The following is a 13954-nucleotide window of genomic DNA, read 5'->3' as shown; positions in this document are numbered from 1 at the left end:
GTGGGAGGGTGTACGGGACGCGATCGGTGCCGTAGAGTCGAAGACGGTTGAGATAACAGCCGTTGTTGGGGAAGACGCAACGTGAGCAGCTCATCCGGTTGACGGACTGCCGAGCACCTGTATGCGCTTTCCTCCCACTTCGACGATGGGAATGGCCATGACTGTTACTCCACACGGCTTGAACGACAAGAACAGCTTGAAAGACACGAGCGCGGGAAGCGTTCGACTCGCCTGCGAAACATCGGTGTCGGTTGCGTCGACCGGAGTTATCTTCAGCGCGACACCGGCCGGCTACGGCCAGCTGGTCGTCAAGGTTCACGGTGACATCGACACGCGCAGCGCACCGATCCTGTCCGACTACGTGTGCGCACGCGTCGGAAGCGATGTGCGTCTGGTGCTCGATCTGTCCGTTGTCGGGTTCTTCGGGATCGCCGGGTTGAACGTATTCACGGCCCTGGACGAGGCTGTCCAGGCGGCAGGGTCGAGCTGGTGCCTCGTCGAGGGGCATCCGGTTTACCGCCTACTCGAGGCGGCGTCTGTTGTGCCGACCGTCCAGCGGTTCAAGTCGGTCGACGAGGGTCTCGCCGGCCGCTGATCCAGCCTTGCGCCTCGATCACGCGATCACCGGGTGACCAGCTCCAATAGGGAGCTGGTCACCTTTTTGCGTAGGGGTCCGAGAAGCCCGTGCTGCCCCAGAGCGGCCCGTGCAGCGTTGGTACCTGCCGCGCCGTGAACACCGCCACCGGGATGCGCCGACGAACTCCCAAGGAACAACCCTTCGACGGGGGTCTCCGCTCGTCCGAGACCCGGCGTCGGCCGGAAGATCAACTGCTGCTGAATCTGCGCGGTACCGCCGTTGACAGCGCCGCCGTGCAGATTTGCGTTCGAGGCGAACAGGTCGGAGGGACGCTGCACCACCTGTCCGACGAGCGCCGATTCGAATCCCGGCGCGTGGTCCTCGAGCACCGCCAGGACGCGATCGGCGATCGTGTCGGCCGAGGCGTCGTCGATGATCCCCCGCGGCAGGTGCGTGTACGCCCACGCGCTCTCGGTCCCGGCGGGTGATCGCGTCGAATCGGCCGTCGTCATCTGACCGAACAACATGAACGGGCGCTTCGGCAGGACGCCGGTGGACATGTCGGTGGTCCAACGCAGCAGTCCGTCGTCGTCGGCCCCGAGATGCACGGTCCCAGCGTCGGACAAACTCTTCGACCGCCATGGAATCGGCTGATCGAGCGCGTAGTTGATCTTCACCACAGGTGTATCCCACTCGAACTTCTCGAGGTCCTCACGCATACGGCGCGGGATCGCCTCGGCGGGTAGCAGATCCTGATACAGCGCAGGCGCAGAAACGTCGGCGATGACGGCACGGCGCACCCGCACCGTCTCACCCGAGGCCGTGTGCACCGACCGTGCACGACCGTTCTCGACACCGATCCGAGTGACCACGCTGTTGCATCGCAGTTCCGCCGCCCCGGTGCGCCGGACCATCGCCGCGGTCAACGCGCTCGCCCCGCCCTTCGGGACGGGAAAACCCACGTCCTGAGCCAGCATCGTCAACAGATAACCCATCGCTCCGCTCACCGGGGCGTCGACGGGCGCGTCGCCGTGCATCGCGTTGCCCAGCAGCAGGCATCGCGCCGCGGAATCGCGGAACGTCTCGTGTGCCATGGCCCGCGCGGGCAGAGCCATGAAACGCGTGAATCGAAGCATTCCGGCCGGACCCAGCGTGCGCACCAGCGATGCCGCCGCTCCGACGGGTGGGAAGGGGGTGAAGAACGCGTCGAGAAGCGGCTTCTTGATCCGGGTGAACTCCTCGTACAGCGACAGCCAGGCGTCGCCGTCACGTCGATCGTGTTCAGCGAGCGCGGCAGCGGTGTCGGCGACGTCGTTGTGGACCACCGGGGCGTTCTCGTCATCCGCCGACCTGGCGTGGCCGTAGACCGCGGGAGAGCGGCGCCACTCGAGGCCGTGACGCTCGAGTTCGAGGGCGGTCATCGCAGGTGACGAGGCACCGAGAGGATAGAACGCGCTGAACAGATCGCTGGTGTATCCGGGCACCAGTTCGGCGCTGCGCACAGCGCCACCGGGCTCGTGTCCCGCCTCGAGTATCACGACATCCCACCCTGCATCAGTGAGAGTCGCTGCAGCGGCGAGGCCGTTGGGCCCGGCCCCGATGACTACGGCGTCGGCGGTAGTGACGGTCATGACGGAGTGGTCGACCTTTCCGCGAGAAGAGCCAGGCGTCGAACCGCCTCGTGGTTGCGAGGATGAGCGAGCGCATGTTGGACGGACTTCGGGATGGCGGTGAACGGCGCAGTCTGCGCGTGCTCGATCATCTCTATACGACATCCGGTCGGCAGCGGATGCAAACGCAGGGTGATACTCGCCGCACCGAACGGCAGAGCACGCGCCGACATCACGAGCTCACGTCCTTCGTGCATGCTCGTCGATTCGGTGTGATCGTTCAGGACCAAAGGCCACAGGCCGACCGAGTGGTGGATACGGCTGCCGACGGCCGGCCAGTTCGAGTCGACAGCTCTGATGCGCGACGCCCCCACCACCCAGGTCGCGTAGGACCAGCCGTCCGCCAGGACGCTCCAGACCTGATCGGTTGTGGCGGTCGTCTCCGTTGTGGTCGACATCGTGGCCTCCGAATTGCTTTTGCTCCCCGCACTGTTCGTGCTTCCTCGTGCATGCCCTGACGGCGGTGTGCGGAAACCCCTGGTTTCGGTGTTGCATCCGCAGGGCATGCCCAGTTCCGGTGCAGTGTCTCGTCCGGACGAGATTCAGCATCAGATCCCGTGGGTTGAAAACACAGCCTGCGGGATCGCTCCACGGTCGAACCACGCAACAAGCAGAACTTCACCGTTCCGAGCTGGTCATGTCAGCGGGCGGGCTATGCGTCGACCGATTCCTCGTCGCGCTCCCCGCGTCGCATGGCCAGGTATCCGGCGAGCTCGCGCTTGACGACGGGGAGGAGAAAGTAGAGCCCCGTGATGTTCACCAGTGCCAGCAGGAACAGCGTGGCGTCGGCGAAGTCGAGGACCGAGCCGAGGGAGAGCACGGTGCCGATGACGGTGAACACGCAGAACATGGTGTTGAAGAAGTTCCGCGAGAGGCGGCTGCGCCCGAACAGTGAGGTCCATGCCTGCAGGCCGTAGTACGCCCAGGTGATGGCAGTGGACAACGCGAACAACGCGACAGCCACGGTGAGCACGTACGGGAACCAAGGCAGCACCGTCTCGAATGCGTCGGAGGTGAGCGTGACGCCGCCGGCGGGGAGCTCCCCGGTCTCGGCGACTACTTCCCGCTGGTCCTGCCAGGTTTGAGTGTTGGCGATGACGATCGTCAGTGCCGTGGCGGTACAGATGATGACGGTGTCGATGAACGGCTCGAGCATGGCGACGAATCCCTCGGTGACGGGATGCCGTGTCTTGACTGCAGAGTGCGCGATCGCGGCGGATCCGAGGCCGGCCTCGTTCGAGAAGGCGGCGCGCTGGAAGCCGATGATCATCACACCGAGGATGCCGCCGGCGACGCCCTCGGGGGAGAACGCGCCTTCGAAGATCGCCACGAACGCCGACGGGACCGAAGTGATGTTGACGCCGATGACCACGGCGCAGGCGAGGATGTAGACGATCGCCATCGACGGCACCAGTTTCGAGGTCACCGCGGAGATCGACTTCATGCCGCCGATGATGACGAAGCCGATGATCAGGGCGATACCGATCCCGAAGATGGTCTTGGCGCCGTCGGAACCGAGGATGCCCTCCTCGCCGCCGGTGACCGCACGCACCTGTGCGAACGTCTGGTTGGCCTGAAACATGTTGCCGCCGCTGATGGCGAAGAACGTGATGACGATGGCGTAGAAGACGGCCATGACTTTGCCGAGCTTCACCAGCCCGCGTTCGGCGAGGCCCTTGGTGAGGTACTTCATCGGCCCACCGGAGACGGTGCCGTCCTCGTTGATATCGCGGTACTTGACGCCGAGGGTGCATTCGACGAATTTCGACGCCATACCGAGGAAGCCGGCAAGGATCATCCACAGGGTGGCTCCTGGGCCACCGAGCGTGACTGCGACCGCGACGCCTGCGATGTTGCCGAGGCCGACGGTTCCTGACACTGCCGCGGTCAAGGCTCGGAAGTGGCTGAGTTAGTGCTATTGGCGCCGCGATGGCCCCGGTTGACGAACGATCGACACAATTGTTTACGTGGTGTTGACCGGTACCGTTCAGTTCTTCGACACCAACGACCGGAAGAAGAACATCAGGTTCGCGGGACGCTCCGCGAGACGACGCATGAAGTACCCGTACCACTGGTCGCCGTAGGGGACGTACACACGAACGCGATTACCCTCGGCTACGAGCCGTTGCTGTTCGAGTTCCCGGATTCCGTACAGCATCTGGTACTCGTAGCTTTCGGTTCCCCGCGAGGACTCACGCGCGAAACGATCTGCCGCGTCGATCATTTCGGGATCGTGCGATGCCACCATCGGGTACCCGTCGCCGTTCATGAGCACCCGCAAACATCGCAGATACGACGCTGATACGTCCGCCGGCTTCTGAAATGCGACCGAAGCCGGTTCGTTGTAGGCGCCCTTGCACAACCGGATTCGCGAGCGCGGGCCCGAGAGCTCCCGGCAATCGTCCTCCGTGCGTTCGAGGTACGCCTGCAGCACGGTGCCCAGATCGGGGTAGTCCTGCCTCAGCTCGCGCACGATCGACAACGTCGAGTCGGTTGTCGTGTGGTCCTCGGCATCGACCGTCACCCACACGCCTGCAGCTTCCGCTGCCGCGCAGATGGTTCGAGCGCCCCTGAGGGCGAGAGATCTGTCGATGCCCTGTCCCAATGCCGACAGTTTCAGTGACACCTCCAACGAACGTGGGCTCGCATCGATCGTCGAATATGCCTGCAACAGAGACAGATAGGCCTCGACCGTCGCGCTGGCCCGTGCGGCATCGGTGGTGTCCTCCCCGAGGTAGTCGACGGAGACGGTCCTGCCTGATTCGAGCAGCGATGCGACCGCCGCGACCACCTCCGGCTCGGACTCGCCGGCCACGAATCGGTCCACCAGCTGCCGAGTGATGCGCATCTTGCTCATCGCCGATTCGAGCTTCGGTGACCGCGCAGCCGCGAGCAGCGCCGGCCGAAGCGGGTTGTTCAGCACGGTCGTCATGTCGTTCCCTCGCCGTCCTGATGTGGGTATCGGTGGGTGGTCGCGGGTACGAAGGTCTCCTTGACAGTGCGTGCCGACGCCCAGCGAAGCAGATTCTGTGGTGATCCGGCCTTGTCGTTGGTGCCCGATGCACGTGCGCCGCCGAACGGTTGCTGGCCGACCACGGCGCCCGTCGGCTTGTCGTTGATATAGAAGTTGCCGGCTGCGAACCGCAGCGCCTTGTGTGCGTCGTCGACGGCCATGCGGTCGTTTGCGATGACCGCACCGGTGAGTGCGTACTTCGAACCGGTGTCGACGAGCTTCAGAATCTCGGAGTACTTGGCGTCCTCGTACACGTGCACCGCGAGGATAGGCCCGAAGTATTCCGTGGAGAAGGCCTCGTCTGTCGGGTCGTCACCGAGAAGCACTGTCGGCGAGACGAAGTAACCCTCGGAATCGTCGCAGGTGCCGCCGGCCGCAACGGTCAGGCCCGGCGCGGACTTGGCGCGTTCGAGTGCGGCGGCGTTTCGGTCGAAGGCGCGTCGATCGATGACAGCTCCGCCGTAGTTGGACAGATCGGTGACGTCTCCGTACTTCAGTTCGGATACCTGATCGATGAACCTCTCGCCCATTGCTGCCCACACCGACTTCGGTACGAAGGCCCTCGACGCGGCCGAGCATTTCTGGCCCTGGTAATCGAAAGCGCCGCGAACGAGAGCGGTCGTCAGGACCTCGGGATCAGCCGAGGAATGGGCGAGAACGAAGTCCTTGCCGCCGGTTTCACCGACGAGCCGGGGATACGAGTTGTAGTTCGAGATGTTGTTGCCCACCTCGCGCCACAGACGCTGGAAGGTCGCGGTGGATCCGGTGAAGTGGATTCCGGCCAGGCGTGGATCGTTCAGAGCTACCTCGGAGACGAGCGGGCCGTCGCCGAGGACCAGGTTGATGACGCCGGGCGGGAGGCCTGCTGCCTCGAGAAGCTGCAGCGTCAGGTACGCGGCGACGGACTGTGTCGGTGACGGCTTCCACAGCACGGTGTTGCCCATCAGGGCGGGCGCTGTCGGTAGGTTCCCGGCGATGGCGGTGAAGTTGAAGGGGGTGATCGCGTAGACGAACCCTTCCAGCGGCCGGTACTCGACGCGATTCCAGACGCCGGGTGAGGACACCGGCTGGTCGGCGAGGATCTGACGGGCGAACGCGACGTTGAAGCGCCAGAAGTCGATGAGCTCGCAGGGGGCGTCGATCTCGGCCTGGTACGCGGACTTGGACTGCCCGAGCATGGTGGCGGCAGCGATCTTCTCGCGCCAGGGCCCGGCGAGCAGATCGGCGGCGCGGAGGAACACCGCGGCGCGATCGTCGAACGAGAGCTCGCGCCACCCGGGTGCAGCGGCCGCGGCAGCATCGATGGCCTCGCGCACGTCCTCGTGCGTTGCATTGGTGAAACTTCCGATGACGGACGAGTGCCGGTGCGGCTGCACCACATTCTCGCGTGTCCCGGTTGCTGTGCGGTGGACCCCACCGATGACCTGGTGAATATCGACCGGATTCGCTTGCAGTGCGTCCAGTTGGATACGCAGGCGGCTACGTTCTGCGCTGCCGGGGGCGTACGAGCCCACAGGCTCGTTGGTCGGGGTCGGTACCGAAGTGACGGCGTCCACGGTGGCCTCCTTCTTGTGCGGGTGTGCCTGTCATTGAAGTCGGCTTCCGAGCGCAAGTATTCTTCCGATCGGCCAAGAATTCTGTGGTTGACTTGTCCAGGTGGACGAAGATTCGGCACTGAGCGGGGTGAGCCTGAAGGCACTGCTGCGAGCGATACACGGCGCATTCGCCGAGTTGGTGGTGGCTCCCATGGGCACCGAGGTGGCGATCGGCTCGGTCACGTTGCTCGATGCCGATGATGTCGCAGACCCAGCTGCAGGGGCCGACCTGTGCCTCCTCGTCGGGGTACCCGAGCCCCTCGTGGTGGCCTGGCTCGACGAGCTCGCGCTGCGTACCGCACCCCTACGGCCGCATGCAGTGATGGTCAAGGGCGCTTCGATCGCGATGGCACATGCCGCCCGTCAGGCTGGCACTGCCCTGATCTCGGTTCATGCGCAAACGCGTTGGGAGAGACTGCTTTCGATGGTCCGCGGCGTGCTCGATCATTCCGTGCACCGCGTCGAATCCGATCCGATCGGCGAGGATACCGATCTCTACGGACTCGCGCACACGGTGGCCGCACTGACCAAAGGCATGGTGAGTATCGAGGACGAGCGTTCGCACGTGCTCGCCTACTCGGCCGCCGACGACGCGGCCGACGAACTGCGGACCCTGTCCATCCTCGGCCGCGAGGGGCCCGCGGACTATCTGCGGAAGTTGCGCGAATGGGGCGTCTTCGACCGCATCCGAGCCAGCGACGAGGTGGTGGAGGTTCCCGCCGACGAGCACCTCGGTATCCGGCGCCGCCTCGTTGTGGGCATCCGGTCCATTCCCGACGCCTCGGGCGCTGTCACCACCCTCGGCGCGATCTGGGTACAGGAGGGTGGGCGCCCGGTCGCGCCCGACGCCGACGCAGTGCTGCGCGGGGCCGCGGCGGTCGCGGCCCGATTGATCAAACGCATCGTCGACGCGCCGACCAACGAGGCCGTGCAGATCCAACGTCTGCTCGGAGCGCGCGGCGGCGGAGTCGATGTGCCCTCTCTTGCTGCCTCGCTGTCGATCTCACCGACGATGCCGGCCGCGGTGGTGGGCTTCGCCGGTGTGGGTGATCAAGCGACCGTGCACCTATCCGGTGCATTACGGTTGCACGCCAGCGCGTTTCACCGGTCCTCACTGGCCACCGCGATGGGCGAGCGCATCTACGTGCTGTTCCCAGGGGAGGTCGCGGCCCGCTCGCTCGAATCCTGGACGCGCGAGACCATCGCTCGCATCGAGATGCGAACGGGTACGGCAACCCGGGCGGCACTCGTGACCTCGGTCGCGACGCTGTCCGATGTGGCAGCGGCGCGCGTGGAGGTGGACCGGGTGCTCGATCGGACGACGGGGAACGATCGCGTCACGACACTCGAGGAGTCCCGCACTTCGGTGTTGCTGGGGGAAATCGTCGAGCTCGTCGCCAATCACGAGCATCTGCTCGATCCTCGAATCGGGAAACTCGCCGAGTACGACGTGCGGAACGGTTCGACCATGACGGAGAGTCTTCGGGTCTATCTGGCGCATTTCGGCGACGTCAGGAGTGCCGCCGAGCAACTGCGGGTGCACCCGAACACGTTGCGGTACAGAATCAAACGGGTCGAAGAGATACTCGGTGCGGATCTCAGGAACGCGGACGAGCGGGTGCTGATCGAGCTGCAGCTGCGCGTGGCGGCCCCGTAACTCCCGTGGTTCCAGTGATGCCCGTGGTGAGCAGGGCCGCGAGTTCGGCGTAGGCCTGTGAGTCGTCGAGGCCGGTACGTTCGGAGACCTCGCGTGTCTGGATCCGAGCCATCGTCGACGCTGCGACATCTGCGACGAAAGCGGCATGGACGCTGCGCACGTCACCGGCCGAGGCGCCGTCGTCGATGAGTTCCTGAACTCGCTTCGCAGCGAACGCGGTGTTCTGTTCGTAGACCTCACGGGCGGGTGGGAAGGCCGCGAGGTCCTCCATGAACTGCCTCGATGCAGGCTCGAGTGCTACGCCGACCGCCGACAGGTACGCGGTGAGCCGCTCGGTGGTGCCACGTACGGACGTCAGCGACGCCTCGACTCGCTCGGTGGCGCCACGGAAGAAGTGCACGGTTGCCGCGCGTACGAGCTGTTCCTTGCTGCCGGCGAGAGTGTAGAGCGTGGACTTGCTGCAGCGCAGGCGCGCAGCGATCTCGTCGAGTGTGAGGTGTGCGAAGCCCTCGGACAGCAGGAGCGCGACCAGCTGATCGAAGAGTTCGGCGCGGCGAGCTGTCGCGTGTGCAGCGGTCATAGTCGTAGACGATACTCGTGCAGTACTGTCGGGGGACCTACAGTACTGCAAGGAGTCTTCTCATGGCCGTCGACCGTCTGCTGCCCACCCCAGAAGCGCGCGATCTCATCGCGCTCACCCGCGACGTCGCAGACAAGGTCTTAGGGCCCCTCGTCGACGAGCACGAGAAGAACGAGACCTACCCCGAGGGCGTGTTCGGCACCCTCGGCGAGGCAGGACTGCTGAGCTTGCCGTTCCCCGAGGAGTGGGGCGGCGGTGGCCAACCCTACGAGGTGTACCTGCAGGTGCTCGAGGAACTGGCGGCGCGCTGGGCGGCCGTCGCCGTCGCGGTGAGCGTGCACAGCCTCGCCTGCTCGCCGCTGCTCGCATTCGGCAGCGAGGAGCAGAAGAAGCGATGGCTACCGGACATGCTCGGCGGCAACCAAATCGGCGCCTACAGCCTGTCCGAACCACAGGCCGGATCCGATGCCGCCGCACTGACCTGCAAGGCGACCCCGACCGAGGACGGATACGTAGTCAACGGAGCCAAGGCGTGGATCACCCACGGCGGCATCGCCGATTTCTACAACCTGTTCGCCCGCACCGGCGAGGGATCCAAGGGCATCTCCTGCTTCCTGGTCCCCAAGGATCAGCAGGGACTCTCGTTCGGCAAGCCCGAGGAGAAGATGGGCCTGCACGCCGTCCCCACCACGTCGGCCCACTACGACAATGCCGTCCTCCCGGCCGAGCGCCGGCTCGGAACAGAGGGGCAGGGACTGCAGATCGCGTTCAGCGCACTCGATTCGGGCCGACTCGGAATCGCTGCCGTGGCAGTCGGCATCGCGCAGGCCGCCCTCGACGACGCCGTCGCCTACGCCAACGAACGCACCACGTTCGGCAAGAGAATCGTCGACCATCAGGGTCTGGGCTTTCTTCTCGCTGATATGGCCGCCGCCGTCGACTCCGCGCGCGCGACGTATCTCGATGCGGCCCGGCGTCGCGACGCCGGACTCGACTACTCGAGAGGTGCATCCGTCGCGAAGCTCGTCGCCACCGACGCGGCGATGAAGGTGACCACCGACGCCGTCCAGGTGTTCGGCGGCTACGGCTACACCCGCGACTTCCGCGTCGAGCGATACATGCGCGACGCGAAGATCACCCAGATATTCGAGGGCACCAACCAGATCCAACGTCTGGTGATTGCGCGTAGCCTGCGTACGTGACCGAGATCTCCGTAGAGACGCCAGCCGGACCGATCAGCGCAGTACTCGAGGCCCCTGCGGGTGGTGGTCCGGGAGTCGTCATCGTGCACGATGCCTTCGGGCTTACCGAGGACACCAGAAACATCGCCCGACGTTTCGCAGACCAGGGTTACGTGGCGTTGGCACCCGACCTGTACAGCCGCGGCGGCGTCAGAAAATGCGTGACCGGAGTGTTCCGGGCACTGCTCGGACAGAGCGGAGTTGCGATCGACGACCTGCTCGCGGCCCGAGACTTCCTGCAGGCACGCGAGGACGTCACCGGCAAGGTCGGCATCGTCGGCTTCTGCATGGGCGGCGGCTTCGCATTGCTGCTCTCGCCCAAGGGGTTCGGCGCCAGTGCCCCGTTCTACGGGGTCACCCCCAGGCATCTCGAGGAGGTTCTCGACGGTGCATGCCCCATCGTCGCCTCGTATGGAAAGAACGATCCTTCGCTCATCGGCGCGGGGAAGAAGGTGGAGAAGATCCTGGCGGCCAAGGGTATCGACCACGACGTCAAGACCTATCCCGGTGCCTCGCACAGCTTTGCGAACGCGCTACCGAAGGGCCCGATGGCCGCAGTCGCGCGAGTCACCGGCATGGGCTGGCGGGGTGAACAGGCGGAGGATGCGTTCGGCCGAGTGTTCGACTTCTTCGGCACGCACCTGAAATAGCTACTGCAGTTCCTGGACCGTCTGTTTGCCCTTGAGCCAGCGGTTCGGCAGTCGACCGACCAGTTCGCCGAGCGGATTGACAGCCTGCGAGAGAATCTCGACGGAGTCCTGCAGGATGGTGATGCTGACCCCCATGCGCTCGATGTTGGGGGCAAGTGAGGCGAGGGTATCCGTGAGCGTCACCAGCTGATCGAGAGTGCCACCCTTGGCGGTGAGACGCTCGATGGCTCCTTCCTCGGCCAGCAACTGCTCGAGTATCCCGTCCTCTTCGATGGCGCGTTCGATGATGCCGCCCTCGCGCGTCAACAACTCCAGCGGCCCGTTCTCGGCGGTGAGACGCTCCAGCGGGCCGTCGACCGCTGTTATTCGATCCAGCAACCCGCCCTCGGCGAGGAGTCGCTCCAGCGGCCCGTCCTCGGCGAGCAAGCGATCCAGTGGGCCTCCGGTGGCGGTGATGCGGTCCACTGGACCGCCCTGCGCGAGGAGCCTTTCGAGCGTTCCCTCCTCGGAGGTGAGTCGGTCGACGACGCCGCCGTGAGCGAGCAGGCGGTCGAGTGGTCCGCCCTCGCGCAGGGCGTTGCCGAGTGCGCGGTCATCGGAGGTGAGCTGCCCCAGTGCTGTGATCAGCTGCATCGTCCCACCCTTGGGGTTGGTGGCGTTCGCGAGATTCATCGGCGTCGCGACACCCGCCTCCATTGCGAAACGGGTGGTCGAGAGAATTGCGCTCGAAACCTCCAGGGCCGTTTCTGCGACGGCGATCCCGGCGCGTACAGGCAGTGTGATCGCGGACACCCAGTTCATGGTTTTACTGTAACCGCTCGCACACATTCTCCGGTGTCGCATCGGTGCAGGGCTTCAGTGCAGGAGTTTGAGCCCGACGATGCAGCCGACCAGTCCGAGGAGCAGCGCGATTCTGATCCAGGAAGCGGGCTCGTCTCCGGTCACCATGGCGTATGCGACGGTGAGCGAGGCGCCGATTCCGACCCAGACCGCGTAGGCGGTGCCGGTCGGTAGCGTCCGCATCGCGTAGGCCAGGCCGGCCATGCTGATCACCAGAGCGACACCGAAGACGACCGAGGGACCTGTTCGCGTGAAGCCGTCGGACTTGCCGAGGGCTGTCGCCCAGATCGCTTCGAATACACCCGAGACCACCAGGATGATCCACGCCACGACAAACACTCTCCTGCACCGTCTTGTCGCTGGCCGGGTACGGTGCGCTCGTCCGGATGTCATCGAGACCAGTACGACGGTACCAGTTTTTTTCGATCAGTAGGCGTACGTGTTCTCCGGCGCCGGAATCTGCTCGACCCCGGTCACGGACATCGTCGGCACGTTCCCGGTCTCCGGAGACGACTGCCCGACGGTCCCGCGAACTCGCAACCAATCACCCTCGGCCCATGCACTCGAACCGGTGTCGAGATGAATCCGGATCGACCGTGCATCCGCCGCGCAACAGACGATGAGGATGCGCGCCAGATCGACGCTGCCGTCGGAGTTCTCCACCACGAAACCGGTCACGGTGATCTCCCGATCCTTCAGGCTGCCGGTGTTGTCCCGGGCCGCGCGCTGAACTACGTCGAGCATCGGAACCTCGGGGCTGGCGCCGCCCGGAAGCGGCGGGAAGGCCGTGCGTTCGAGCGGGCCCGCGGTGACGACCCGCTCCGATACCGAGGACACTCCCAGGGCCGGGGGTGCCACGAACAGAATGAGCGCCGCGGGAATCAACAACATCCAGTACGGGCGGCTGCTGTGGCCGTGCTCCTCGTGGTCTTCGGGGCCGCCGCGCTGGATGTCGCGGACCATCGCGGCGACAGCAAGCACAATCATGAAGACCCCGCTCACCAGCAGATACGGATGCATGCTCGGCTTGACGTAGCGAACGAAACTGCCGTCGAGCGCAATCTTCACCACCGCGCCACCGACCAGCATGAGCAGTACGTTCTGCGTCTCGCGTTTCACCGGGCGCCGCCCAGGACGACGTACCCGATGATGCTCGCGCACACGACGGCCACGACGAAGGTGACCGGCGCGAATCGAAGGACGAAACCGCGACCGAAGCTACCGGCCTGCATCGCCATCAACTTCACATCCACGGCCGGACCGACGACGAGGAAGACCAACCGGGGCAGCAACGGAAGCATCGACATGCTGGCCGCGACGAATGCGTCGGCCTCCGAGCACAGTGCGAGAACGACGGCGAGGATTGCCATCACACCGATCGCCAGCAGCATCTGACCTGCCAGGTGTTCGAGCACCCAGTCCGGCACGATGATGTGCAGCACGGCCGCCAGCCCGGCGCCGAACACCAGGAATGCTCCTGCCTGCATCAGATCGTGCCGGGCCGCCTCGGAGAACAACTCCCACTTGGAGCGACCGGTGTCCTGATGGCGGGCACTCACCCTCGCCGTGATCCATTCGGTCTTGCCGATCCGTGCCCACAGCCAACCCATGATGAGTGCCGTCGCCAACGATCCGAGAAACCTCGCGAGAACCATCCGCGGCTCACCGGGGAAGGCCACGGCCGTCGACACCAGCACGACCGGGTTGATGGCGGGGGCCGACAGCAGAAATGCCAGCGCCGCGGACGTCGGCACACCCTGGTCCATCAACCGTCGGGACACGGGGACGGCGCCGCACTCGCATCCGGGGAGCGCCATCCCCGCCAGCCCGGACACTCCCACCGCGGCTTTTTCGTTGTTCGGCAGCAGCCGTTTCAGCATCGCCGGCGACACGAACGCGGCAATGCCGCCGCTGACCAGCACACCCAGCACCAGGAACGGCGTGGCCTGGACGAATACGCCCAGGAAGATGGTGGCGCCTGCCTGCAGTTCGGGAATCGCGCCGACTGCTCCGACGATCTGCTCGCGGAACACGATCGCCGATACGAGAAGAAATGCGAATACGTGCATGGAGTTGATGGACACGCGGCTGCGCTCGGGCCGCTCGGTCTCCAACATCATCGACCATCATG

At 65.3% G+C, this 13954-nt stretch carries 13 protein-coding genes, 1 pseudogene and 1 riboswitch; of the genes and pseudogenes, 4 read left to right on the top strand and 10 right to left on the bottom strand.

Annotated elements, in window-relative coordinates:
- Nucleotides 1-157: 157 nt before the first annotated feature.
- The gene (locus tag J1M86_RS19370) at nt 158-595 is read left to right on the top strand and encodes an STAS domain-containing protein (RefSeq protein ID WP_241260209.1); all 438 of its coding nucleotides are present in this window, start codon (nt 158-160) and stop codon (nt 593-595) included.
- Between the two features lie 26 nt (nt 596-621).
- Here the strand turns inward: J1M86_RS19370 and J1M86_RS19365 are convergent, their stop codons facing one another.
- The 5 genes and pseudogenes from J1M86_RS19365 to pruA all read right to left on the bottom strand — a co-directional run bounded on the left by J1M86_RS19365 (nt 622) and on the right by pruA (nt 6816).
- Nucleotides 622-2208 carry an NAD(P)/FAD-dependent oxidoreductase gene (locus J1M86_RS19365; RefSeq protein WP_206511003.1) on the bottom strand — a complete coding sequence of 529 codons (1587 nt, stop codon included), beginning with the start codon at nt 2206-2208 and terminating at the stop codon, nt 622-624.
- Entirely contained in the window at nt 2205-2645 is a 441-nt protein-coding gene (locus J1M86_RS19360; protein ID WP_206511002.1) for an SRPBCC family protein, read from the bottom strand. Before J1M86_RS19360 ends, J1M86_RS19365 begins: the two co-directional genes overlap by 4 nt.
- A gap of 254 nt (nt 2646-2899) precedes the next feature.
- A pseudogene (locus J1M86_RS19355) lies at nt 2900-4144 on the bottom strand (alanine/glycine:cation symporter family protein); the annotation flags it as partial.
- Nucleotides 4145-4234: 90 nt separating this feature from the next.
- Nucleotides 4235-5179, bottom strand: coding sequence for a proline dehydrogenase family protein (locus tag J1M86_RS19350; RefSeq protein ID WP_075841011.1), 945 nt, complete (start codon nt 5177-5179; stop codon nt 4235-4237).
- Complete coding sequence (pruA, locus tag J1M86_RS19345) at nt 5176-6816, bottom strand: L-glutamate gamma-semialdehyde dehydrogenase (protein ID WP_206511001.1); 1641 nt, start codon at nt 6814-6816, stop codon at nt 5176-5178. Before pruA ends, J1M86_RS19350 begins: the two co-directional genes overlap by 4 nt.
- A gap of 100 nt (nt 6817-6916) precedes the next feature.
- Here pruA and J1M86_RS19340 point away from each other — a divergent pair, with 100 nt between their 5' ends.
- Nucleotides 6917-8512: a helix-turn-helix domain-containing protein gene (locus J1M86_RS19340; protein ID WP_307786681.1), complete on the top strand. Its 1596-nt coding sequence runs from the start codon at nt 6917-6919 to the stop codon at nt 8510-8512.
- On the opposite strand, the gene J1M86_RS19335 is transcribed toward J1M86_RS19340, so the two are convergent.
- Nucleotides 8454-9092, bottom strand: a complete 639-nt coding sequence (locus J1M86_RS19335; protein ID WP_206511000.1) for a TetR/AcrR family transcriptional regulator — start codon at nt 9090-9092, stop codon at nt 8454-8456. The two genes, J1M86_RS19340 and J1M86_RS19335, sit on opposite strands and share 59 nt — an antisense overlap.
- A gap of 62 nt (nt 9093-9154) precedes the next feature.
- Between J1M86_RS19335 and J1M86_RS19330 the strand changes: the two genes are divergently transcribed.
- Complete coding sequence (locus J1M86_RS19330; protein ID WP_206510999.1) at nt 9155-10294, top strand: acyl-CoA dehydrogenase family protein; 1140 nt, start codon at nt 9155-9157, stop codon at nt 10292-10294.
- Entirely contained in the window at nt 10291-10983 is a 693-nt protein-coding gene (locus J1M86_RS19325) for a dienelactone hydrolase family protein (protein WP_075841013.1), read from the top strand. Before J1M86_RS19330 ends, J1M86_RS19325 begins: the two co-directional genes overlap by 4 nt.
- Here the strand turns inward: J1M86_RS19325 and J1M86_RS19320 are convergent, their stop codons facing one another.
- The 4 genes from J1M86_RS19320 to J1M86_RS19305 form a co-directional block, all read right to left on the bottom strand.
- Nucleotides 10984-11784 (bottom strand): ABC transporter, encoded by an 801-nt coding sequence (locus tag J1M86_RS19320; protein ID WP_206510998.1) that lies wholly within the window; start codon nt 11782-11784, stop codon nt 10984-10986.
- Nucleotides 11785-11838: 54 nt separating this feature from the next.
- On the bottom strand, nt 11839-12153 hold the full coding sequence (locus J1M86_RS19315) for a multidrug efflux SMR transporter (RefSeq protein ID WP_083668176.1): 315 nt from the start codon (nt 12151-12153) through the stop codon (nt 11839-11841).
- 12 nt (nt 12154-12165) lie between these two features.
- Nucleotides 12166-12236: riboswitch (guanidine-III (ykkC-III) riboswitch) on the bottom strand.
- A 13-nt stretch (nt 12237-12249) separates the two neighbouring features.
- Nucleotides 12250-12942, bottom strand: a complete 693-nt coding sequence (locus tag J1M86_RS19310; RefSeq protein WP_206510997.1) for a TIGR03943 family protein — start codon at nt 12940-12942, stop codon at nt 12250-12252.
- Nucleotides 12939-13940, bottom strand: coding sequence for a permease (locus tag J1M86_RS19305; RefSeq protein ID WP_206511137.1), 1002 nt, complete (start codon nt 13938-13940; stop codon nt 12939-12941). The genes J1M86_RS19310 and J1M86_RS19305 overlap by 4 nt, the downstream gene beginning before the upstream one ends.
- Nucleotides 13941-13954: the final 14 nt, after the last annotated feature.

It is taken from the genome of Rhodococcus sp. KRD197, assembly GCF_017168235.1.
Lineage (GTDB): Bacteria > Actinomycetota > Actinomycetes > Mycobacteriales > Mycobacteriaceae > Rhodococcoides.
This window is presented reverse-complemented; position numbering and strand designations above follow the sequence as displayed.